Origin of the sequence: Acinetobacter genomosp. 33YU (genome assembly GCF_001990725.1) — a bacterium.
GTDB classification, from domain to species: domain Bacteria; phylum Pseudomonadota; class Gammaproteobacteria; order Pseudomonadales; family Moraxellaceae; genus Acinetobacter; species Acinetobacter seifertii.
This window is the reverse complement of sequence record NZ_LFZQ01000010.1, coordinates 161,309-185,303: the sequence shown is the minus strand read 5'-3', so window position 1 is coordinate 185,303 and position 23,995 is coordinate 161,309. Positions and strand designations below refer to the sequence as shown.

Genomic DNA, 23,995 nt, shown 5'->3' with positions numbered 1-23,995 from the left:
TGGCTTATTACGTTCAAACTTGGCTTTAGCCATGATGATCTTCCTTTATTAACTACTCATGGAGGGTCACCCCATGAGCACTTGGTTTTCAACTAAGAATTAGTTAGGGCTTATAGTAATCGAAAGATTACTCGTCGTCACCTTTTTTACCGCCAGCTTGGAATTTAGCAATGATGCCTTCAGCCACGTTACGTGGAGTTTCAGCATACTTAGCAAATTCCATTGAGTAAGTCGCACGACCTTGAGACATAGAACGCATTTGAGTCGCGTAACCAAACATCTCAGCAAGAGGAACTTCTGCTTTAATTGCTTTTGTTCCACCAGGAAGATCGTCCATACCTTGAACCATACCACGACGACGGTTTAAGTCACCCATGATATCGCCCATGTAGTCTTCTGGAGTTTCTACTTCAACTTTCATGATAGGTTCAAGAAGGATAGGATCCGCTTTCATGAAACCATCACGGAAGGCATAAGAACCTGCCATTTTGAACGATAATTCGTCAGAGTCGACATCATGGTAAGAACCGTCGAATAATGTCGCTTTAATACCAACAACAGGGTAACCAGCTAATACACCATTCTTCATACGTTCTTGAATACCTTTGTCAACCGCGCCAAAGAATTCTTTAGGTACTACACCACCAACAACTTCTTCAACGAATTGGTATTCTTTACCAGACTCATCAACATCAAGCGGTTCAAGACGTACATATACGTGACCAAACTTACCTTTACCACCAGTTTGACGTACGAATTTACCTTCTTGTTCAACAGACTTTTTGATCGTTTCACGGTAAGCAACCATTGGTTTACCAATGTTAGCTTCAACACCGAATTCACGCTTCATACGGTCAACAATGATGTCAAGGTGAAGCTCACCCATACCAGCAATAATTGTTTGACCAGATTCTTCATCTGTACGAACACGGAACGATGGATCTTCTTTAGCCAAACGACCTAAAGCAATAGACATTTTTTCTTGGTCTGCTTTAGTTTTTGGTTCAACAGCCAATGAAATTACTGGCTCTGGGAATTCCATACGCTCAAGAGTAATGATGTTTTTCTCATCACACAATGTATCACCAGTTGTAACGTCTTTAAGACCTACACACGCTGCGATATCACCTGCACGGATTTCATCAAGATCTTGACGTTCGTTCGCATGCATTTGCACGATACGACCGATACGTTCACGCTTAGCTTTAACTGGGTTATAAACCGGATCACCTTGTTTAAGAACACCAGAGTAAACACGTACGAATGTTAAGTTACCTACGAATTTGTCGTTCATGATTTTGAACGCAAGCGCAGAGAACGGAGCTTCGTCAGATGCTTCACGAGACGCTTTAGTTTCGTCTTTGTCGTCAAGGATACCTTCGATCGCTTTAACTTCTGTAGGTGATGGTAAGAATTCAATTACAGCATCCAACATACGTTGAACACCTTTGTTCTTGAACGCAGAACCACAAAGCATTACTTGAATTTCAGAAGCTAATGTACGAGCACGTAAACCTGCAATGATCTCTTCTTTAGAAAGATCACCTTCTTCAAGGTACTTGTCCATTAATTCTTCAGAAGCTTCAGCCGCAGCTTCAACCATTTTTGTACGCCATTCGTTAGACGTATCAACTAGGTCAGCTGGGATATCAGCATATTCAAACTTCATACCTTGAGATGCTTCATCCCAGATAATCGCTTTCATTTCGATAAGGTCAACAACACCCTGGAATGTATCTTCAGCACCAATTGGCACAACGATAGGAACAGGATTACCACCTAAACGAGTTTTAACTTGCTCAACAGCACGGAAGAAGTTTGCACCAGTACGGTCCATCTTGTTCACGAATGCTAAACGAGGCACTTTATATTTGTTCGCTTGACGCCATACAGTTTCAGACTGAGGTTGTACACCACCTACAGCACAGTAAACCATGCACGCACCGTCAAGAACACGCATAGAACGTTCAACTTCGATTGTGAAGTCTACGTGTCCCGGGGTGTCAATTACGTTGATACGGTGTTGTTCAAATTGGTTACCCATACCAGACCAGAAACAAGTCGTAGCAGCAGAGGTAATTGTAATACCACGCTCTTGTTCTTGTTCCATCCAGTCCATTGTTGCTGCACCGTCGTGTACTTCACCAATTTTGTGAGATACACCTGTGTAGAACAAAATACGTTCAGTTGTAGTTGTTTTACCTGCGTCAATGTGCGCAGAAATACCGATGTTACGGTAACGAGTAATTGGGGTTTGGCGAGCCATGATGTCTACATTCCTAAATGTTATATTTAAAACAGGACGCACCAATTAAATTGATGCGCGCGAATATCCAAACAGGCAACTTAAATACCTGCAAAGCCCCCACTTTGATAGAGAGCAATGTTGAATCGAGCTGCTGTACGCATGAATATTCTCCTGAATAAGGCCTGTTTTATCCGCTTAGAAACGGTAGTGAGAGAAGGCTTTGTTAGCTTCAGCCATACGGTGCACATCTTCACGTTTTTTGATTGCTGCACCTTTACCTTCAGCTGCATCAAGCAACTCACCAGCAAGACGTAAAGCCATCGTTTTTTCAGAACGCTTAGCAGCAGCATCTACTAACCAACGCATAGCTAAGGCAGTACGACGGGATGGGCGTACTTCCATAGGTACTTGATAAGTAGCACCACCAACACGGCGTGCTTTTACTTCGACCATAGGACGAACTTTCTCAAGAGTAGTCTCGAAAAATTCAACTGGGTCTACTTTGTTTTTTTCTTGAACGCGTTCTAAAGCACCGTAAACGATACTTTCAGCAATAGATTTTTTACCATCTTGCATTACGTGGTTCATGAATTTAGCGATTGTTTGGCTGCTAAATTTTGGATCTGGAAGGATCTCACGAGCAGCGACTACGCGACGTCTTGGCATTTTAATACACCTAATAATATGACACTTCAGGATAATCCAGCAGTTTGTACAAGTGTCATGTACACGACGCTGGCCTTACTATACGTCGCTTGAATTACAAATCTATGAAGAATTCAAACAAGCGAAACGCTAAAGGGCTTTTGGACTAGTTTCCTAGAATTACTTCTTAGGACGCTTAGTACCGTATTTAGAACGTGATTGATTACGATCTTTAACGCCGGCACAGTCTAAAGAACCACGAACGGTATGGTAACGTACACCTGGTAAGTCTTTAACACGACCACCACGGATAAGAACAACACTGTGCTCTTGTAAGTTATGACCTTCACCACCGATGTAGCTAGATACTTCAAAACCTGAAGTTAAGCGAACACGGCAAACCTTACGCATAGCTGAGTTAGGTTTTTTAGGTGTAGTTGTATAAACACGTGTACAAACACCACGACGTTGTGGACAAGCCTTCAACGCAGGAACTTTGGATTTTTCAACCAAAGTCGTACGACCCTTACGGATCAACTGATTCGTTGTTGCCATATGGCAATTCTCCCGTTATTAAAAAACCTCAAAAAGAAAATACCTCTTTTTAAGGGCACATAATTGTAAGCTAAGATGCAAAAATGGTCAACACGGCAATAATTACCAAATGTTGACCATATCAATGTTTGACAGGATGACTTACAAAATTAAATAGGGGTGAAATTTCGTTTTGAAACCCTATCTTTGTAATTGTATTGTTAAGAGTACTTTTGATCTTCTATAACATCATCATTTTCAATTTCTAATGCTGGTTTTTGTTCACTATGCTCGTGCTCGACCACATGTTTTTCTGCAAGCTGCTCAATACCATGATGAACATTTTCTTGCACTTTTTCTTCACTTTTTTCAGAAGTATTCGATTTAACCACAACTGCCACTTTTGAAATTACATCATGATTTTCTATTTTATGATGTTGTGCCGCGTGAATACTGCCATTTTCTCCAACGTTCAAAAGACGAGGACTTGCCTTTTGAATAAGAGTCACGGCAGCATAATAAGCTTGAAGTGGTGATAAATGCTCATTCGGATGTTCATTTAAATAGTGTCGTGCAGCACCAAAAATGGCTTGTGCCTTGTGGCCTACATCTTCTTGTAGCTTCCAACTGTAAACAGCACTGAGTACTGCACCTACTGCTGGAGTAAATTTACCAACAGAAGCAAGTTGCGGAACTTTATTTAACCAGTTCCATTTAAACTCGCCATTTTCATCAACTAACCATTTTTTCAAGGTTTCAATATCATTTGAAGACCCCAGTAATTGCTGAAACTGTTGAACATCTTGTGTCTCTAACATATTACGTAACGCTTTTAATGCCAAAAGTACCGTCTGCTTTTCAGCAATCAGACTGATATCGACTTCTTTAAAAATAAACTCAACAACATCTTGATCACTTCCATCATTTAAATCGAAACCATGTGATCTTCCAGTTTGATAAATTGTTCTTAAAACCAAAACTAAAGATACAGGAATATCTACAGCCGCTCCCGCCATACCAGATACACCTGTAATCGCCCCTTGTATTGTTGCAATCAATTTATTTTGTTCAATCAGCGCCTGACTTAAACGTTGAGAGCGTGAGGTATCCTTAGTTAACTCAAATAGGTCTTTTGCGCCCGCCTCTTCTAATATTTTTTCAGTAAGTGTACTTTTCGAACTAAAGTCATTCAGCGCATCAAATAAATAGCTTGATATTTTCTCATTCCAGTCAGGTGAAATAAATGTAGCAATACCATTGACCTTTCTGAAATGGCGACCAAAAACTTGTCGAGTAACTTTAGGTAAATGTTCACGTAACATTTGTTGTGGACTTTCGTATTGTTCCACTTCAAATGGGCTTTTATTTCTAGCATTACCTTCTACTGTTTTGCCACTCGCAAGTGGCTCGACCAACTTACTGACCTCACCTATTTGGCTTTGCTGCAAGATGTTTAACCCAGTAGAACTGAGCTTTTTAGCCACTCCGAAGACCTGAGAAAACAAATTGTCAGATTGATTATTATTAAATTTTGTCATCCAGTACCTCGATTTTTTAATTTATCTAATTAGAGATAAATACTAGGTGGAATGTAGATTTATCTCAACTTGAATGTGTGTATTTTAGTTAACCCTAAATGAAACATACTATGTATTTGGTTATTTTTTTAAATGCAAAATTGACATAAAGATTTGCCATAAGAAATAAAAAACCTTTCTGCTATCATGGTAACAACGAAAACATATGTCTAATGTTCTTCCAGCTATCTTCTCCTATCATTTAATAGCTGCTGATGTTCATAGACTTTAAATATCACCATAAAGGGACCTGTAGATGAAACGTGTCGTAATCACTGGTATGGGTATTAACTCATGTATCGGTAACTCTTTAGAAGCAGTTACTCACTCACTTCAAAATGGAATCTCGGGGACACGTTTTAACCCAACTTACGCTGAACTTAATTTTAAAAGCCATGTCAGCGCTGCTGCAGAACAAGATTTTGATCATATCGACCGTAAATTAAAACGCTTTATGGGTATTTGTGCGATGTATGCTTACAACGCTGCTGTAGCTGCGGTTGAACATGCAGGACTCACACCTGAACAAATTGGCGGCAACCCACGTTATGGTATTGCAGGTGGTTCAGGTGGTGGTTCAACTGCATCTGTTGTTGAAATGACTGAGTTATTAGAAACTAAAGGTGCACGTAAAGTAGGTCCTTTCTTTGTACCACGTAATATGTCAAATACCATTACGGCAAACGTAGGTGTTGCATTTAAACTACAAGGTATTGCTCATACTATTACAAGTGCTTGCGCAACTTCTGCAGATGCAATTGGTTATGCATACAACCTTATTCAACTTGGCAAACAAGATCTTATGCTTGCTGGTGGTGGTGAAGAAGATCATTGGTCTCAAAGTTTATTGTTTGATGCAATGGGCGCACTTTGCTCAAAATATAACGATACTCCTGAAACTGCATCTCGCCCTTATTCAGCAGACCGTGACGGTTTCGTAATTGCTGGCGGTGGTGGTTTCGTAGTACTTGAATCGCTTGAGCACGCACAAGCACGTGGTGCCAACATTTTAGCTGAAGTTGTCGGTTATGCAGCAAACAGTGATGGTGCAGATATGGTTGCTCCAAGTGGTGAAGGCGCTACACGCTGTATTTTAATGGCTCTTGAAGAAGCTAAACAGCATGGCGTAGAAACTATTGACTATGTAAATACACATGGTACTTCTACTCCAGCGGGTGACGTTACTGAACTTAAAGCAATGGAACGTGCTTTTGGTGAAGGTAAAGTACCACCGTTAAGCTCAACTAAATCTATGACTGGTCATAGCTTAGGAGCAGCTGGCGTTCAAGAAGCTATCTACTCTGTTCTTATGATGCAAAATGACTTTATTGCACCAAACATCAACGTAACTGAACTTGATGAAGGCGCAAAACCTTTTGATATCGTACTTGAAAAACGTGATGCAAAATTGAATACTGTAATGAGTAACAGTTTTGGCTTTGGCGGTGTAAACGCTTGCCTAATTTTCAAGAAGTGGGATGCATAATCCCACCTAGGATTAACGATGGATGCACCTTCTGATGCTTTTTTGTGGGTAAAAGCATTACATATTATTGCCGTGGTTTGTTGGTTCGCTGCTTTGTTCTACTTACCACGTTTATATGTTTATCATGCTATGAGTGAAGATGCTGCAAGTCATCAACGCTTTGAAGTAATGGAACGTAAGTTGTATCGAGGAATTATGTGGCCTTCTATGATTGCCACATTAATTACTGCACACTTTCTCGTTGAGTGGGGTGATGCAACTCGACATTACCATGAAGCCACATGGTTTTACTTAAAAGTTGGACTAGTGGCTTTATTAGTAGTTTACCATTTAGTGTGTGGTTACTATCGCAAAAAGCTTATCGGAAATGCTCACTATAAATCACATAAGTTCTGGCGTTTCTTCAATGAAATGCCAACCTTAATTTTATTTGCGGTTGTGATTTTAGTTGTCGTAAAACCTCAGTTTTAACTGGGGTTTTTTATTGTCTAAGACTTCTTATTTAATTTTTTAATTCATTTTAGTCAGTTAACCTATTTTCAATTAAGCTTATTAATGGTCACGGCGCCTTTATAATCAATAATTAGAATGAGATTTTATAAGCCTTTGATAAAATTCAAAGTGGACATTTTGTCAAATAAGGTACTCAAATCATCAAGTAAGAAATAAATATCATTCATTGTGTCTGTCTTTCAACATAGTTGATGTATGGTATGCTGCTAAACAAATAGATGAACTTATTTAATAGCAAAACTATGTTCACTCTCAGCGCTTTTAAATTCGCCCTAGATCGACAATTTATTATTTTTACTCTTTTTATTCTTCGTCACTTAAAAAGCTATCCAATTCGATTTCTTACGCCTGAAGAAAAAGCCTTAGCGCAAAGGGTTTTTGGAGATCTGCTGGATTGTGAACGTCCTAAAATTATTGCTACTCGTTACTTACCTTGGCAAGCTCATGGAATTTTGATGGCTCCAAATGGAAATATCTATGTAAATTTTTCTGACTATAGTAGCAATTACGCTTCAGAGTCTAAGTTCATACAAGGTATTTTTATTCATGAACTCACCCATGTTATGCAATATCAGCGAGGTATTCATGTATTACTAAAAGGCGCATTTTTACAATCTGCCTATTACCTCAGCTTTAAATATTATAATCCTTACAAATACACCTATCATCCGCAAAAAGCATTTAGCTCTTACAATATTGAACAGCAAGGAGAGATTGCGAGAGATATCTGTTCAGGTAAGCTACCCAATATTATTTGTTTACCTCAACTGGATTTGTAAGCAAATAATTGAGTTTGACTGCAACGTAACATTTTTACCAACTTACTCAACGCAAATTTTATAAACAAAAAAATATGAAAATAAAGTTGAGATTTGAGTTTATTACTGTCAAATTATTGAAAATAAGTATAAAAACTTATTCCAAATTTTGGAGTGTTAAGGCAGTATACAAACAATAAAAATAATGAAGCTTGTTTCTATTCTATACAGAAAATCTCGTTATTTTTACGCAGAAAATATGTGATTGGTATATATTATTGATCTTGACATTTTTGTTTACTATTTTACTTGTTTATTATCGTGTCATACACATCGTTGAAAAATTATATTCATAAAAATCAACACTATGTGTATTTATATTCGTTATGATCTAGGATTAGGTTTGAATGAAAAGTTTTAAAGTTGCCCTTGCTCAGTTTTCTCCGCATATTGGCAATATTGACTCAAACACCCAAAAGATGATTGAGCAAGCAAATCAGGCGAAAAAACAAGACGCTGACCTGATTATTTTTCCTGAGCTTTCTGTGATTGGTTATCCAGCTGAAGACTTATTGCTACGTCCAAATTTAAACAAACGTATGCAAAAGGCTTTTGCACAACTTAGCGAAGTTAAAGATATTGTGATGGTTTTCGGCTTCGTGAACCAGACTGAAGATGGCCAACGTTATAATTCAGCTGCTGTCATGAAAGATGGTCAGGTTTTAGGTGTTTTCAATAAACACAACTTGCCAAACTATAGCGTTTTTGATGAAAAGCGCTATTTCGAAAAAGGTCATCAACATTTGGTATTTGAATACCTTGGTCATAAGTTTGGTGTCCTCATTTGCGAAGATATTTGGTCAATCAATACTGTTAAGCAATTAAGCCAATTAAATGTTGATACTGTACTTGTACTTAATGCATCTCCATATGAAGTAGGTAAACCACAACATCGCAAACAAACATTAAGCGAGCTTGCAAAACAACTTCACTTAAATATTGTTTATGTTAACCAAGTTGGTGGGCAAGATGATTTAATTTTTGATGGTTCAAGTTTTGTCAGCAATCAAAATGGTGAAATCGCTTTACAAGCACCAAGCTTTAAAGAAGATCTTTATATTGCTGAATTTGACCGTGATACCAAATTATATAAAGTCACTGAGTCTGCTCCAGCATTGGAAACTTTTGCAGAAATCTATCAAAGCTTAGTTATGGCAACGCGTGACTATGTAGAGCGTTCAGGTTTCCCTGGTGTAATCTTAGGTCTCTCTGGTGGTATTGATTCTGCCCTTACACTTGCTATTGCTGTTGATGCAATTGGTGCAGAAAAAGTCCAAGCCGTAATGATGCCATATACTTACACCTCTCAAATTAGTGTAGAAGATGCAGCAGAACAAGCTCGTCGTATGGGCGTAACTTTCGGTATTGCCGAAATTCACTCGATCGTAAATAGCTTCATGCAAACGCTTTATCCATTCTTTGGTAACTCACCAGCGGATGCAACTGAAGAAAATTTACAAGCGCGCGCTCGTGGCACATTGCTTATGGGCCTATCTAACAAGTTTGGTAATTTAGTGCTTTCTACAGGTAATAAATCTGAACTTTCAGTTGGCTACTGCACACTCTACGGCGACATGGTGGGTGGCTTTGCTGTTCTAAAAGATGTTTATAAAACTATCGTGTTTGAACTAGCAAAATACCGTAATAGCTTAAGTGAAACTCCGGTTATTCCTGAGCGTGTCATTACTCGTCCACCTTCTGCAGAACTTCGTCCAGATCAAAAAGACCAAGACTCTCTACCAGCTTATGATGTATTGGATGCCATTCTTTATGCGTATATTGAAGAAGATTTAGGTCAGGCAGACATTATTGCCAAAGGTTTTGATAAAGAAGTTGTTGAAAAAGTTATCCGTTTAGTTGATCGTAATGAATACAAACGTCGTCAAGGTGCGATTGGCCCGAGAATTACTTCTCGTGCATTTAGTCGCGAACGACGTTATCCGATTGTCAACGGTTGGACAGCGAATGACTGAGCAGAAAAACTCATCAAAAACCACAGCACTTGCTCAAGCACTTTTGCTTGAGCAGGTGGAATTTTTCAAAAAACAATTATCAATAGAAAACTCACCTATTTATTTCCAGCAGTTCATTCAACTTTTTATGCAACATGCTGACGAAATTAAGCTTCATGAAGTTGTAGATTTAGAACAATTACAAGCCGTTGTGAAACGTTATGCTTTTGAAATGCAACTTGGCGCTGGCTTACTTGAGTTTATTGGGGAAATTGCACAGCGTATTTATTTATCTGCGATGAAATCTCCAATCCAGCTACAAGACTTGGTATCTGACCACCAATTTGAAATGTGGCTTTCCAAGTTTTTGGAAATGGAGCATATTCCTCAATATCTGAATGAGTTTTTAAGAACTAGCCCTTCTGTTCAACAGCTTTGCCAATATATTGCTACTTCAACCTTAGAACAAAAATTACCAAAATTTTTAACTGCCTCGACAGTAAATGACTACCATTTTGAATGGCAACATAAACTTAAAAAATTCTCGTTTTTACAGCAACAACGTCTCGAGCACAAACTTGAAACGTGGATTGCTAGTTTTATTCATGAACAGCTTACAGAATTAAGCCTTTTGTCGGCTGAAGATTTAGAAAGCTTAGTGCGTCATATCTGGGAAGATATTAGACATAAAAAAATGTATGAGTTTATGAAACAGCTCACTCCTCTCGATGTGGAAGAGTTCTTTGTTTTAATTTATGAATACTGGAAAGAGTTGCGCCAGTCGCAATTTATGCAAGATCTTATTTTGTATGGCGTCGAAGTTTTTTATGATTTTTATAAAGATCAAAGTTTATTTGAAGTGTTAAGTGAGATTGGTTTAACCGAAACTGACTTACAAACTGAAGCTTTACGCTTTTATCCGAAAGTTATGGATGCCTTTAATGAGCACGGTATTTTGGAACCGTTACTTCAAGCGCTCTTAGCTCCTTTTTATCAAAGCTCAAAAACACTCGATATGATTGAAAAACATTTTAATGAGTAAAAAATAGATAAAAAGAAACCACGCAGGAGCGTGGTTTTTAAAATGGTGGCTATGACGAGACTTGAACTTGTGACCCCCGCATTATGAGTGCGGTGCTCTAACCAACTGAGCTACATAGCCGTAAACTGTGTGCGCATTATCTATAGTTCTGTATAACAGGTCAATACTTCAAAACTCTTAATGTCCACCAAATGAACAAATAAGATTCAGATCACCATTATTTGTTCATTTTTTAACAAATTTACAATTTAAGCAATTGATCGGCCACAGAAATATATTAAAGATCTAATACGAGCTTTTTACCTTTTGCCCTTGATACACAAATCATCATGCTCTTTTGTGAAGCCTTTTCTGCATCACTTAAGTATTGATCGAAGTGCTCTGCCTCACCTTCTAAAATAGCAGTTTCACACGTACCACAAACGCCTTCTCGGCATAAACATTCCACATCGATATTTAATGTTTCGATAGCTTGTAAAATAGTCTGGTTACTTTGTACTTCAATTTCTTGATTAGACTTAGCAAGTACTACCGTAAAAGCTTCACCATCTTCAGGAACTGTTGAGGCAAATTGTTCCCAGTGAATGTACTCATCGCGGTAACGGTGTTTATTACAGCAATCAATCACTGCATCAATCATGGGTTTAGGACCACATACATAGACATGTGTGCCTTTTGGCTGCAAGGTGTAATTAATTTCATTAACCAAATACTTACCTTTATTGGCGACTTGATATGGATAGTCGAATGCACCAATAGTTGAACTATTTGGCAATAAATCATCACCATTCGTGACATCTTGCTTGCCTGCCAAGAACATCCATTGCCATGCTTGATATTGGGTTTGAGCAAAAATATTCCATGATTTACGGTGTCCATTTATATTTGTTCTTTTATTTTCTAAATCAGAATACCAAGCTGACCCACCTAGCTCAGTCGAAAATTTTTGAGTTTTATCAAGCTCAAATTTTCTAGATGCTCGAGCAATCCACATATTTTTTTCTTTAATATTGTTCCCAGTAGCCAAATCGTCTGCCTCAACAAAATTACTACCACTGTAACGGCTTGAGTCTTTTGATGTTCCCTTATAATTTCCTCCATCTGTTGGATAGAAACCTAAGGTCAAATTGTATTTGTCATCTGCAAATTTATATTTAATACCTAAATTATCAATATCTTCTAAACCAACGGTATTTAAAAGCGTCTCGTAATAACTACTTCCCCAAAATTCGCCAAAGCCAAAATCAACAGGCTGTAAACCTACCGTAATTCTTTGCTGGTCAGATAGCTTATAGCCTGCCCATGCTTTTTTTAGGAAAATTGCGTCACACAAACGATTATATTGATAACAACGGGCATCTAGACCTGCAATCCAATCTGGATTTTCATAACCCAAAACTAATTTAATATCTGTGAGTCGCCAGTCATCATTTTGAGAACCTTCATTGGCCCCAACCACATAGTCCTTATGCAAATAACGGGAACGTACCGCACCAGACACTTTAAATTGACCCGAATCTAAAGTTGGATCACCCCAACTCAAATCAGCCGCAGAGACTTGTACATCCGCAGATAAACTCAGAATCCCTAAAAATAATAATGACCTTTTCATGTCTTCAACATCCTTGTTAAGTGTTATAAGAACATGAAGAAATTGGCTTGGACAAACAATGCTGGAACTATAAAGTCGGTCTTTACAAACTGTGTTTAATCAAAAAATGAGCATAAAAAAAGACCACGCAGGAGCGTGGTCTGTAAAATGGTGGCTATGACGAGACTTGAACTTGTGACCCCCGCATTATGAGTGCGGTGCTCTAACCAACTGAGCTACATAGCCGTAAACTGTGCGCGCATTATCTTAGCTTCTTTACCGCGCGTCAAGAAAAATTTTAAATAAAATGAGGTGAAGTGAGCCTATAAGCCGGGTTCTGTCGAGGATGGTCATTCCTCTAGGCGTACAATCACTCATACGCTCAAGCGACCTACCCGAATCCAGTACGGGCCGCACCTAGGATTCCTATTTGGTCTTGCTTCTGGTGGGGTTTGCCATGCCGTGAACTGTTACCAGACACGCGGTGCGCTCTTACCGCACCCTTTCACCCTTACCTCACGAATGAGGCGGTCTACTCTCTGCTGCACTTTCCGTCGGCTTTCACCGCCCAGGCGTTACCTGGCACCCTGCCCTATGAAGCCCGGACTTTCCTCTCCTGCTTCAGTCACGAAGACCTCCACAGCAGCGACCATCCAGCTCACTTCAGGGGCGCATATTAACAAATTTATTCACTAATTGCTTGTGCTTTTTTGAGCAATTAATCTTTTATATTTGTCTAATAGCTGTTCTTCCGTCTCCTCATGCTGCGGATCTTTAGGAATACAGTCTACTGGACAAAATAATTGACACTGTGGCTGGTCATGGTGACCAACGCACTCTGTACATAAATCTGGATGAATTTCATAAATCACTTCCCCCATAAAAATAGCTTCATTTGGGCAAACTGGTTCACAAACATCACAGTTTATGCACTCATCGGTGATATATAACGACACTTTACCAACCTTGTTGATGTTTACGTTCAAAAGCTTCAACCACAGCTTGCGGAACAAACTTGGTTACATCACCTCTTAAGCGTGCAATTTCTCGAATCAACGTCGAAGAAATGAAAGAATACTGTTCAGAAGGTGTTAAGAACACTGCTTCGAAATGTGGGTCCAACTGGCGATTCATATTAGCCAATTGAAACTCATATTCAAAATCAGAAACTGCTCTTAAACCGCGAAGTACCGCTGTAGCCTTTTGTTCTTTGAAAAAATTAACCAGTAAGCCATCAAAACCTACAAACTCAACATTTGATAGATGACCTAATGATGATTGTGCCAGTGCAACTCTCTCTTCTAGACTGAACAAAGGGTTCTTATGATGTCCAATTGCAATAGCTACTACGACCTCATCAAACATTCTTGATGCTCTAGTAACTAAATCAACGTGCCCATTTGTGATAGGGTCAAATGTTCCAGGATAAATTACACGCGTTTTAGACATCCGCTAGTACTCTAATTGTATTGTGCGCCTATTTTAGCAAAAGTTATACATGAGGCGAAATATTGATATGTGGGAAAAAACTTCACCTTGGCATCAGTTTACGGCACAATAGAGGCAATTGTGGAAGTTTGAATTATGGCGAAAGCAACAGTAGTAAAGAAACATAATGGCGGAACCATCGCACAAAACAAACGTGCCCGTCATGATTATTTTATCGAAGAAAAATTTGAAGCAGGCATGTCACTTCAAGGTTGGGAAGTGAAATCCTTACGTGCTGGGCGTATGACTTTGACAGAAAGTTATGTCATTTTCAAAAATGGCGAAGCATTTTTACTTGGCTCACAAATTCAGCCTTTATTATCGGCTTCAACCCATGTTGTTCCTGAAGCAACACGTACTCGTAAGTTATTGCTCTCTCGACGTCAGCTTGAACACCTCATGGGTGCAGTTAACCAAAAAGGTTACTCATGCGTTCCTTTGGCGTGTTACTGGAAAGGTCATTTAGTTAAGCTGGAAATTGCGCTTGTGAAAGGTAAACAGCTTCACGACAAACGTGCGACTGAAAAAGACCGCGACTGGCAGCGTGATAAAGCCCGTATATTTCATAAATAATTTAGTAAAAAAGCCTCTTTTAGAGGCTTTTTTTTATATCGCATGATTTACTTAATTTAATCTATATAAAAGACCAGCGATATATTCACCAAACCATTTAGCAGTATCTAAATCACCTTGTGGCGGGGTAATCTCAACAGGTGCATTATCTGACTGTGTCATTAAGCCCAAACAACTTGATAAACGGTTTAAATCAGTTTCAGTATGACCAGTTGTCATTAAAGGCAAACCAGACCACAGCATACCGTGTTGCATCGCAAAAATATTAAGCTGCTGCAAAACTGCAAGCTTATCACCACTCAAACCACCCGAATTTGCAAAACCAGCAGCCAACTTGCCTTGCCATAAGCGATTTTTCCAACGTTTGGATGTGCTATCCATAAACTTTTTAAAATCAGCAGTTACACTGCCCATATACGTTGGCGAGCCAAAAATAATTCCCTGTGAAGCATCTAAAACATCCCAGTCAATGTGCTCAATATTCATCACATGTACTTTAACGCCCATCACTTCCGCTCCAGCAGCAATAGCAGACGCTACCTTTGCAGTGTGACCATAAGGACTGTGATAGACAATTGAGAGATGTTTTTCAGGCAAAGACATAAGTTTAATATTTTGAGCGGTTTTTCCTATTTTATCATTTTATTAAAACTTGCTAAACCACGATCTGTGAATATCAAAAATTAGCTTTTTAACGGATTATTTGAGTCAATATTAAAAATCCAAAAAATAAAAAAATCTCCTATATTATTTAAAAGTCTAAATAACATAAGAGATTGATATCACAACAATCACACTTATTAAAGTGAATTGCGATTTTTATAAACTACATAAATACAAAAGTTGCCATACGACCCGTTTTAACATCACGGCGGTAAGAGAAATACTCATCTTGCTGTTGATACGAGCACTGGTCTCCACCTAAAACTTGTTTCACGCCGAGTCTTTGCAAAATAAAGCGAGCAATCGCATATAAATCTGCATGAAATTTATCTGGTGCCGCTCCATCAACAAAAGCTGTTTTCAATTCAGGATACTTACTACAAAAAGCAGTTTTAACTTCCGCTCCAATTTCAAAGCAGGGTTGACTAATCGCAGCACCTAACCATGCCCAAGTTGGAGGATTTTGCATAGCAGCAATTGTATTTTCAATAATACCACCTGCCAAACCTCGCCATCCTGCATGTAAGTTAGCGACTTCAGTGCCCTCTGCATTGCAAAGTACCACAGGTAAACAATCGGCAGTCATCATCATTAATGCATGGCCTTTGGTTTGAGTAACCAAGCCATCACCTATTAATGCCGTAAAGGGAATTTGTTCATTTACCGTATGACAAATCGTGCTATGTGTTTGGGTCATCCATGTCATTTTCTTAACGCCAAACTGAGCAAACTCATCTAAAAGCATCATTCGATGCTGCTGAACGCGTCCAGCTTCATCATTAACATGCAAAGCAAGATTAAAACCCGTTAATTCAGTTTGGTCCGTTGGCAAAGCCAAAGGATGTTGAATACGCGTCTGCCCTACAAAAACACCTTGTGGTAAACCTTGAACAAATTCCATAATTCAGTTCCTTAGTAGGCTGCGTTTTCTGAACGTAACACATTTACTAACTGAGTAAAATCTTCAGGCCACGGCGCTTCAAATTGCATTTCTTCACCAGTACGCGGATGTTTTAAACCTAATTTAGCTGCATGTAATGCTTGACGTTTAAAACCACGTAAAGTTTCAATGAGTAATTCAGATGCACCAGCAGGCACACGTACACGGTTCATATAAACCTGATCACCAATCAAGCCATAACCAATGTAGCTAAAGTGCACACGAATCTGATGAGTTCGGCCTGTTTCAAGACGCGCTTGTACACGAGTAAAATCTTTAAAACGTTCTTTTACATTGTAGTGAGTCACTGCATCGCGTCCGCCCGGTAAAATCGCCATTTTCACACGGTCTACAGGATGACGTTTAATCGGCTCATCAATCGTACCGCCAGCAATGATATTTCCATAAACAACTAAGTCATATAAACGATAAACCGATTTATTTGCCAACTGCTTACTTAAAGAAAATTGGGCTTCTAGCGTTTTTGCAACAACCAATAAACCACTCGTATCTTTATCAATACGATGTACTAAACCAGCACGTGAAAGCTCTGCCAGTTTTGGGAAATGGTAAAGCAATGCATTCACTAAAGTTCCTGAACTATTACCCGCTCCAGGATGTACCACCATACCGACTGGTTTATTAATAACTAAAATATCTTCATCTTCATAAACAATATCAAGTGGGATATTTTCAGGCTGACTGGTCGTCTGTGCTTCTAACTCAACATTTAAAGTTAGGGTTTCAATACCCTCACAACGATATTTAGGTTTTACGATGTTACCATTTACCAACAGATGACCTTCCTTCATCCATTGTTTCAGTTTTTCGCGGGAGAACTCACTCCACACCATAGCTGCAACTTGGTCGATACGTTGCCCTAAGTAGCTTTCATCCAACTGAACTTGCAACGATAAACGTGTTGCAGTTGTATCAGAAGTATGGTTATCTGCATCCTCAGAATCTTCAAGTAAATTGAAGTCAGTTTCAGAGAAGTTTGTGTTTGAAGATTGTGCTGAAGTCATTTGATCATTGAGATAAAAGTGGTTTAATAGCGCAATTGTAGCTCATTGCCCAACATAACAGAGGAGTTTTTATGTCGCTACCACGTTATAAAATTACGATGCTTGCCCTATCTTTAGGTTTAGCGTCTGCATTTGTGGGCTGTAGCAGCAATCCAAGTAAAAAAGAAGTGGTCGATACTGGGCCTCAATCTAGTGAACAAGCGTATTTTGACAAAGCTCAAAAATCTCTTGATCGTGGGCAATATCTTGACGCTGCTAAATCTTTAGAAGCGATTGATACTTATTATCCAACTGGACAATACGCACAACAAGCACAACTTGAACTTCTCTATTCAAAATTTAAACAAAAAGATTATGAAGGCGCGATTGCTTTAGCTGAACGCTTTATTCGTTTAAATCCTCAGCATCCAAATGTAGATTATGCTTACTACGTTCGTGGCGTATCTAACATGGAACTGAACTATGATAGCTTGTTGCGTTACACATCTTTGCAACAATCTCATCGTGACATCAGTTATTTAAAAGTTGCTTATCAAAACTTCGTTGACCTGATTCGCCGCTTCCCAAGCAGCCAATATTCTGTCGATGCAGCACAGCGTATGAAGTTTATTGGTCAAGAGCTTGCTGAAAGTGAAATGAATACTGCTCGCTTTAACGTTAAACGTAAAGCATGGGTTGCAGCGGCTGAGCGTTCGCAATGGGTAATTGAACACTACCCACAAACACCTCAAGTGCCAGAAGCCCTAGCAACTTTGGCATATAGCTATGACCAACTGGGTGATAAAGCAACTTCACAACAATACATCGAAGTTCTAAAACTTAACTATCCTAGCCTTGTTAATAAAAATGGCACGGTAAATATGCGCGCTGCGCGTAAAGAAGGCAACTGGATTAACCGTGCTACCTTGGGTATTCTTGGTCGCGAATCTAAATCTGTAGCGGCAGAAACAGCTACTCCAGTTGAACCAAAACGCAGTCTACTTAACCGTGTAAGCTTTGGCTTAATGGGTAGTTCAGGTAAAATGGGTAGTTCAGGTAAAGAAGAAACTCAAGAAACAACTCAAGCACCAGTTGAGCCTCCAAAAACTGAACGCAGTTGGACTAACCGTTTAAGCTTCGGTTTACTTGATAAACCAGAAAAAGCAGCAGAAGGTGCAACAACTGCACCAGCAGCATCTTCGACTGAAGCTGGCGACGCTGCTCAATAAGCAATAACAGCTTAAAAATAACCAACAAACAGGCAAGTGATATGACTTGCCTGTTTGTTTTTATAAAATAGTAAAATATTTATCGGGCATATCTCGTTTCATCATGTCAGAATAATCTGACCTATCGCATCATTAGTTTAAACACGGTTATCTGAATTATGGCAATTCCACAGCATACGATTGATCAGATTCTAGATCGCACAGATATTGTCGATCTGATCGGTCAACGTGTGAAATTGAAAAAGACCGGACGAACATATTCTGGTTGTTGCCCTTTTCATCAAGAGAAAACTCCATCATTCCATGTTTATCGCGATAAACAGTACTATCACTGCTTCGGCTGCCAAGCAAACGGTAATGCAATTCGTTTCTTAATGGATATTGATAACCGAAACTTTATCGATGTGATGAAGGAGTTATCGAGTAATGCGGGTATCGAATTACCCAAAGACAATACTGATAATAAAAAACTGTCTTATACACGCCAAGTTACCAAGCCACCAGTTACAGCAAAAGCAGTTGTAGAACCAAATACTCAAGCACCTATAGATGATCAATACAATACGCTTGAACCAGTATATTTTGATGATCCTTTTGCACAGTTCGAACAGCCATTTAGTTTTGATGAACCTGTACAAGAAGGTAATTTATACGACCTTTTGGAAAATGTTGCTCAATTTTACGAACACCAATTACCTACAAGTCAAAAAGCTAAAAAGTACTTTAAACAACGCGGCCTAACCGACCAAACAATTCAATTCTGGCGTTTAGGTTATGCTCCAGAAGACTGGCAACATTTAGAAAAAGCTTTCCCTTACGACATTGAAGGCTTAAAGCAACTTGGACTCATTCGTTCCAGTGACAGCGGTCGTGATTTTGACCTTTTACGCGATCGTGTGATTTTCCCAATTCGAGACCCTAAAGGCCGTGTAGTAGGGTTTGGTGGTCGTGCGCTCAATGACGAAATTAAACCCAAATACATTAACTCACCAGACTCAGAAGTTTTCCATAAAAACCAATTACTTTATGGTTTATATGAAGGCAGAAAATTAAAATCTAATGACTGGTTAATGGTTGAAGGATATATGGATGTCATTGCTTTACAGCAATATGGCATTACTGGTGCTGTCGCGACTTTAGGAACGGCGAGTAATACAGAACATCTTAATATTTTATTTAAACAAAATAATCGAATTACGATTGCCTTTGATGGTGATGCTGCTGGTCAAAAAGCAGCACGTCGAACTTTAGAAATTGCATTACCATTACTCAACGACGGTCGCGAGCTTAAATTTTTTGTATTGCCAAATGACCACGATCCAGACTCCTTAATTCGTCGTGAAGGGCTCGAAAACTTCCAAAAGTTATTGGACCAAGCTCCGTTACTATCGGACTTTGTTTTTGCTCATCTTACTGGTCAGCATAATATCAGTACGCCTGAAGGTAAGAGTCTTGTCATGGGTGAGTTAAGAGAACTCACCGAGTTATTACCCAAACAAGGTTCCTTCCGCTATCTATTAACTCAATCTTTCCGTGAAAAATTAGGTTTAGGCAAGCGCTTTACCCCACAAGTTAGTCATGATGCATCGTTGTCATTTAATATCCAAACAAAAGATGAAGACTTTGCTGTTGCAATCTTGATGCACCACCCTTTCCTTTATATTCATTTTGAAGGATTACGTGCCTATATTCCGCAAGATGAATTATTAGCTAAAATATTAGCCATTTTAAATCGTATATTTGATGAATTGCCTGATGACCAAGAGCTAGCGACTTATTATGTTTTAGGTGCATGTAGCACTTATTGCCATGAAGTTGCAGATATTATGCAAAGAACCAATATTCAGGCATTAACTCAGGCACCTGAAGTAGCAGATAAACTTGCTAAAGAATATGCATTGGGTTTACAAGAAAGATATTTACGTCAAAAACTGAAATCTAAAATTTCATTAGTTGAGTCAAGAAACTTAAGACAACAACTCAATGAGCTCACCAAACAAATTAGCTTAAGACTGCTCACTTAGTTTTTAGGCTTTCGCTCATGGTCAAATACATCCTGTAAATGCTGTTGTAACCACTCAAAGTAATCAGGACTTTCTGCTTTAGCAGCTTCACGTAACAACATAGAGGTTGGATGCATTAACTTTTGTGTCAAGCGGTGGGCAAATTCTTTGAGCACTTGTTCTGGATTGACACCATTGTGCAAAGTATTCAAGGCATGAGTAAGCTCTTGCTGACTAATTTCCTCACTATGTTGGCGATAAGCATGGATTGTACCTCCTGCTTCTTTGACTTTTTGATGCGTAATCAATTGAGTTGCTAATTGATTCACCATGACTTCAGCTTCAACAGCCGCCTGACGACGTTGAGCCAAGTTTTCATCAATTACGCTTTGTAAGTCATCAACTCCGTATAAATAGACTCCATCAAGTGACTCAACTTTAGGGTCAATATCACGCGGTACTGCTAAATCCACCATCAACATTTGCTGATAACGACGTTTTTTCAACGCACTTTTGACATCCGCATAAGCAATCACTTGATGCAAACTGCCTGTACAACTTGAAACAACATCAGCACGATATAGATTTTCTGATAAAGCTGAAAAATCAATAATCTCAACTTCAACTTGATGTGTAATTTCTTGTGCTAACTGGTCGGCACGCTCACGACTGCGATTACAAATAATAATCTTGGCAACACCCATTTCTGCTAAGTGCTTAGCCACCAGACTGTTCATCTCGCCTGCCGCAATCACCATTACTGTGAGCTTTTCAGGTTTACTAAAGACTTGTAAAGCTAATTGTGCAACAGCATAACCCATTGAAACTGCATGACTACCTACAGCCGTTTCTGACCGAACACGTTTAGCTGCGTAGAAAGCATATTCAAACACGCTATTTAATTCAGGAGAAACCGTCTGCGCTTCTTTAGACAATGCTAGAGCACTTTTTACCTGCCCTAAAATTTGTGGCTCACCCAACATGAGTGAATCTAAACCACTTGCGACACGCATTAAATGTGTGATGGCTTGAGCATTTTCGTAACGATAAACATGATGAATTAAATGCTTTACATCAATATTATTGGCGTCGGCTAACCATTTCAGAAGGCTTTCGGCATCTTCCGCCATGGCGTAGACTTCTGTACGGTTACAGGTCGAGACAACCACTAAGTCTTTTAAAGACTCGTGATAACGTTGCTCGGCAAGCAAAGTACTTAATCGCTCTGCATTGAAAGCAATTTGCTCGCGGAGTTCTACAGAAGCTGTTTGATGGTTGACACCCAATGCAAAGAAAGACATATCAGATCATCATTTCGCTAAATTTATGCTATTGTGCAACATCGGTGTCATAAAAAGCATTACTTTGGATCAATAAAAATTGCGTCAAATGAATAGCCGTATTAATTTTAACGGTGCTTCGATAAGACAGTATTCTACCACATTCTTATTGTTAGGTAGCATGTCCTCATATGTCTATGCACGTCCGTTGCAAGAGACCTATGCAGTGCATTCATTTGATCAGGCTCTACAACAGAGTATGGTCGCAGAGTTTGCTTTAGCTTACGACGATATTCCTACAGCACTACACAACTACACTGTGCTTGCGATTAGAAGCAACTCAACAACAATTAAACAGCGTGCACTAGATGTCGCTCTTGAATATAACGATCTACAAGCCGCATTAAATGTTGCAACACATTGGGTGGTTCAAGAACCCAAAGATGTTCCTGCTTTATTTTATTTATCGCATATTGCATTAAAAACACATGAATACCAGCTTGCTGCCGAAACTTTAGATAAGATTTTAAAAATTGATCCAACTGCCGATCTTGAACAAATTCTGGCGAGTATTGCTCCCGAAAATGCACAAGACCGAGATGTTTTATTAACGGCTTTACGTTCAAGTGCAGAAAAGGAAAATCCTTCTATTTTAGCGCTTATTGCTAATCTAGAAGCACAAAATGGTCAATTAGAACCTGCTCTAAATACCATTAACCGTGCGCTACGCCGTCGTCCAAAAGTAACCAGCTTTATCTTGATGAAAGCGAACCTATTGATTGCTCTAAATGATCAAGAAGGTGCTTTAAAATGGTATGCAAAATCAAGCCGTAAATATAAGAAAAATCTAGATATTCGCTTAGCTGAGGTCCGTTATCTCATTCAGATTAATCAGCCTCAACTTGCTCTTGAAAAATTAGAAAAAATTATTGAGAGTAATCCTCGGGCTGAAGAAGCATTATTTATTGCAGGTCTAACCAGTATTGACCTCAAGCAATATGATAAAGCTGAACAATATTTAGTTGATTTACGCAACTCTGCAAAATATCAAAACGAAGCATATTACTACTTAGCTATTAATGCTGAGCGAAAACAGCACTATGAAACTGCCAAAGCTTATTACCGTTTAGTTGATGGTAGCCTCTACATTGTTTCAAGACGAAATCTAATTGCGATCTATGATAAACAAGAAAATTTACATGATGCATTACGATTTTTAACTCAAGAACGAGTTAATTATCCACAGCATGCAAGCTTTCTCTATCAGGCACAAGCCGAAATTTTAAAGAAAATGGGCAATAAAAAAGCTGCATTAAATTTATTAGATGAAGCAATCAAAAACTTACCAGATGATCCTGAACTCATCTATGCAGAAGTTTTATTATTAGACCCTTATACCGACCGCGATAAACTTGATAAAACACTTAAGCAATTATTACAGTTAGAACCAAATAGTCCGACCTATCTGAATGCCTATGCATATACGCTGGCTTTACAAAACCGTAGACTAAAAGAAGCACGACAATATGCTGAACAAGCATTGGAATATGCACCAGAACAAGCTTCGATTTTGGATACACTGGGCTATATCGCATTTTTACAAAATGATTATGAGGGCGCAGCGGAAGCTTTAGGCAAAGCTTACGAGCTTAGTCATAACATAAATATTGGGATTCGTTACGCTAAGGCACTGTATATGCAAGGATCATTAACTGAATTTAGTGCTGTGTTACAACAACTGAAACAAAAGCACGCGAATGATCCACAATTACACCAGCTTGATGCGTTAATTTTACCTACATCAGCAAAAAAGAGTTAAATATATGAGCAAATTTGCCCAACTGTGCACAGCGATCTGTGGATCAAGTGTGTTATTTTTAACCGGTTGTCAGCATTTTACTCAGCCCAAACCCGCAATTTCCCACCAAGTGCAAGATGAAAAACATTTCAACTTACAAGGTAAAATTGGTGTGCGCACCCCACAGCAAAGTGGTAGTGCATTCTTCACATGGGTTCAGCAACAAGATAATTTTGATATCGAATTAAGTGGTATTTTAGGTGTTGGAAAGACACAAATTCAGGGTAAACCAGGTGAAGTTACTTTAAACAGTGCTAAAACTGGCGTGATTACAGCCGCATCACCTGAAGAACTTTTAGAACGTGCTACTGGTTGGCAAGCACCCATTACTCATCTAACCAGTTGGATTTTGGCAAAGCCAGCAACTTTAAATGCCCAAATCAGCAAAGATAATGCAAATCGTGTGAGCCAACTCATCGAAGATGGCTGGACAGTCAATTTTAGTTATGATGGCGAACAAACTTTGCCAAATAAACTGGTTTTGAAGCAGGCACTTGCTGAAGATAAAGAAAACCGTATTACAATGGTCATCCAAAACCGTTAAATCTAAT

20 protein-coding genes, 2 tRNA genes, 1 other RNA gene and 2 pseudogenes are annotated in these 23,995 nt (G+C 38.9%); 10 read left to right on the top strand and 15 right to left on the bottom strand.

Annotation, left to right across the window (positions count from 1 at the left end; all coding sequences use genetic code 11):
* Positions 1-127: 127 nt before the first annotated feature.
* The 4 genes from fusA to AC056_RS13560 form a co-directional block, all read right to left on the bottom strand.
* Positions 128-2,266 carry an elongation factor G gene (gene fusA / locus AC056_RS13575; RefSeq protein ID WP_039255563.1) on the bottom strand — a complete coding sequence of 713 codons (2,139 nt, stop codon included), beginning with the start codon at positions 2,264-2,266 and terminating at the stop codon, positions 128-130.
* 177 nt (positions 2,267-2,443) lie between these two features.
* Entirely contained in the window at positions 2,444-2,914 is a 471-nt protein-coding gene (rpsG, locus tag AC056_RS13570; protein ID WP_001138055.1) for a 30S ribosomal protein S7, read from the bottom strand.
* 159 nt (positions 2,915-3,073) lie between these two features.
* Positions 3,074-3,448: a 30S ribosomal protein S12 gene (rpsL, locus tag AC056_RS13565; protein WP_002050319.1), complete on the bottom strand. Its 375-nt coding sequence runs from the start codon at positions 3,446-3,448 to the stop codon at positions 3,074-3,076.
* Positions 3,449-3,648: 200 nt separating this feature from the next.
* Positions 3,649-4,965 carry an EcsC family protein gene (locus tag AC056_RS13560; protein ID WP_213033496.1) on the bottom strand — a complete coding sequence of 439 codons (1,317 nt, stop codon included), beginning with the start codon at positions 4,963-4,965 and terminating at the stop codon, positions 3,649-3,651.
* Positions 4,966-5,260: 295 nt separating this feature from the next.
* On the opposite strand from AC056_RS13560, the gene AC056_RS13555 reads away from it, so the two are divergent.
* The 5 genes from AC056_RS13555 (at position 5,261) to AC056_RS13535 (ending at position 10,815) form a co-directional block, all read left to right on the top strand.
* Positions 5,261-6,490 carry a beta-ketoacyl synthase N-terminal-like domain-containing protein gene (locus tag AC056_RS13555; RefSeq protein ID WP_077163888.1) on the top strand — a complete coding sequence of 410 codons (1,230 nt, stop codon included), beginning with the start codon at positions 5,261-5,263 and terminating at the stop codon, positions 6,488-6,490.
* Positions 6,491-6,508: 18 nt separating this feature from the next.
* Positions 6,509-6,961, top strand: coding sequence for a protoporphyrinogen oxidase HemJ (hemJ, locus tag AC056_RS13550; RefSeq protein WP_004703336.1), 453 nt, complete (start codon positions 6,509-6,511; stop codon positions 6,959-6,961).
* A gap of 260 nt (positions 6,962-7,221) precedes the next feature.
* On the top strand, positions 7,222-7,782 hold the full coding sequence (locus AC056_RS13545; RefSeq protein ID WP_077163887.1) for a hypothetical protein: 561 nt from the start codon (positions 7,222-7,224) through the stop codon (positions 7,780-7,782).
* Positions 7,783-8,168: 386 nt separating this feature from the next.
* Positions 8,169-9,794, top strand: a complete 1,626-nt coding sequence (locus tag AC056_RS13540; protein ID WP_049065950.1) for an NAD+ synthase — start codon at positions 8,169-8,171, stop codon at positions 9,792-9,794.
* Positions 9,787-10,815, top strand: coding sequence for a hypothetical protein (locus AC056_RS13535; RefSeq protein WP_077163886.1), 1,029 nt, complete (start codon positions 9,787-9,789; stop codon positions 10,813-10,815). The genes AC056_RS13540 and AC056_RS13535 overlap by 8 nt, the downstream gene beginning before the upstream one ends.
* Positions 10,816-10,858: 43 nt before the next feature.
* Here AC056_RS13535 and AC056_RS13530 read toward each other — a convergent pair.
* The 7 genes and pseudogenes from AC056_RS13530 to coaD form a co-directional block, all read right to left on the bottom strand.
* Positions 10,859-10,935, bottom strand: a tRNA-Met gene (locus AC056_RS13530).
* A 157-nt stretch (positions 10,936-11,092) separates the two neighbouring features.
* A pseudogene (cntB, locus tag AC056_RS19695) lies at positions 11,093-11,500 on the bottom strand (carnitine monooxygenase, reductase subunit CntB); the annotation flags it as partial.
* Positions 11,501-12,427, bottom strand: a pseudogene (locus AC056_RS13525) (porin); the annotation flags it as partial.
* A gap of 148 nt (positions 12,428-12,575) precedes the next feature.
* Positions 12,576-12,652, bottom strand: a tRNA-Met gene (locus tag AC056_RS13520).
* Positions 12,653-12,716: 64 nt separating this feature from the next.
* Positions 12,717-13,071: RNase P RNA component class A (gene rnpB, locus AC056_RS13515), an RNA gene on the bottom strand.
* A 27-nt stretch (positions 13,072-13,098) separates the two neighbouring features.
* Entirely contained in the window at positions 13,099-13,362 is a 264-nt protein-coding gene (locus AC056_RS13510) for a YfhL family 4Fe-4S dicluster ferredoxin (protein ID WP_004703368.1), read from the bottom strand.
* A gap of 1 nt (position 13,363) precedes the next feature.
* Complete coding sequence (gene coaD / locus AC056_RS13505; RefSeq protein ID WP_004703369.1) at positions 13,364-13,855, bottom strand: pantetheine-phosphate adenylyltransferase; 492 nt, start codon at positions 13,853-13,855, stop codon at positions 13,364-13,366.
* A gap of 135 nt (positions 13,856-13,990) precedes the next feature.
* Between coaD and smpB the strand changes: the two genes are divergently transcribed.
* The gene (smpB, locus tag AC056_RS13500) at positions 13,991-14,467 is read left to right on the top strand and encodes an SsrA-binding protein SmpB (protein ID WP_004641603.1); all 477 of its coding nucleotides are present in this window, start codon (positions 13,991-13,993) and stop codon (positions 14,465-14,467) included.
* Between the two features lie 51 nt (positions 14,468-14,518).
* Here smpB and AC056_RS13495 read toward each other — a convergent pair whose 3' ends face one another.
* The 3 genes from AC056_RS13495 to rluD all read right to left on the bottom strand — a co-directional run bounded on the left by AC056_RS13495 (position 14,519) and on the right by rluD (position 17,095).
* Positions 14,519-15,070, bottom strand: a complete 552-nt coding sequence (locus tag AC056_RS13495) for a flavodoxin family protein (protein ID WP_019456634.1) — start codon at positions 15,068-15,070, stop codon at positions 14,519-14,521.
* A gap of 223 nt (positions 15,071-15,293) precedes the next feature.
* Positions 15,294-16,031, bottom strand: a complete 738-nt coding sequence (pgeF, locus tag AC056_RS13490; protein WP_077163884.1) for a peptidoglycan editing factor PgeF — start codon at positions 16,029-16,031, stop codon at positions 15,294-15,296.
* An 11-nt stretch (positions 16,032-16,042) separates the two neighbouring features.
* Entirely contained in the window at positions 16,043-17,095 is a 1,053-nt protein-coding gene (gene rluD / locus AC056_RS13485) for a 23S rRNA pseudouridine(1911/1915/1917) synthase RluD (RefSeq protein ID WP_004703372.1), read from the bottom strand.
* A gap of 71 nt (positions 17,096-17,166) precedes the next feature.
* Between rluD and AC056_RS13480 the strand changes: the two genes are divergently transcribed.
* Positions 17,167-18,303 (top strand): outer membrane protein assembly factor BamD, encoded by a 1,137-nt coding sequence (locus tag AC056_RS13480; protein WP_077163883.1) that lies wholly within the window; start codon positions 17,167-17,169, stop codon positions 18,301-18,303.
* A 158-nt stretch (positions 18,304-18,461) separates the two neighbouring features.
* A complete protein-coding gene (locus tag AC056_RS13475) occupies positions 18,462-20,327 on the top strand; it encodes a DNA primase (protein ID WP_077163882.1) in 1,866 nt (621 codons plus the stop codon).
* On the opposite strand, the gene hemA is transcribed toward AC056_RS13475, so the two are convergent.
* A complete protein-coding gene (hemA, locus tag AC056_RS13470) occupies positions 20,324-21,607 on the bottom strand; it encodes a glutamyl-tRNA reductase (protein ID WP_077163881.1) in 1,284 nt (427 codons plus the stop codon). The genes AC056_RS13475 and hemA overlap by 4 nt on opposite strands.
* Positions 21,608-21,695: 88 nt before the next feature.
* On the opposite strand from hemA, the gene AC056_RS13465 reads away from it, so the two are divergent.
* Together AC056_RS13465 and lolB are read left to right on the top strand one after the other, a co-directional pair.
* Positions 21,696-23,405 (top strand): tetratricopeptide repeat protein, encoded by a 1,710-nt coding sequence (locus tag AC056_RS13465; protein WP_174744443.1) that lies wholly within the window; start codon positions 21,696-21,698, stop codon positions 23,403-23,405.
* Between the two features lie 4 nt (positions 23,406-23,409).
* Entirely contained in the window at positions 23,410-23,988 is a 579-nt protein-coding gene (gene lolB / locus AC056_RS13460; RefSeq protein ID WP_077163880.1) for a lipoprotein insertase outer membrane protein LolB, read from the top strand.
* Positions 23,989-23,995 lie beyond the last annotated feature (7 nt).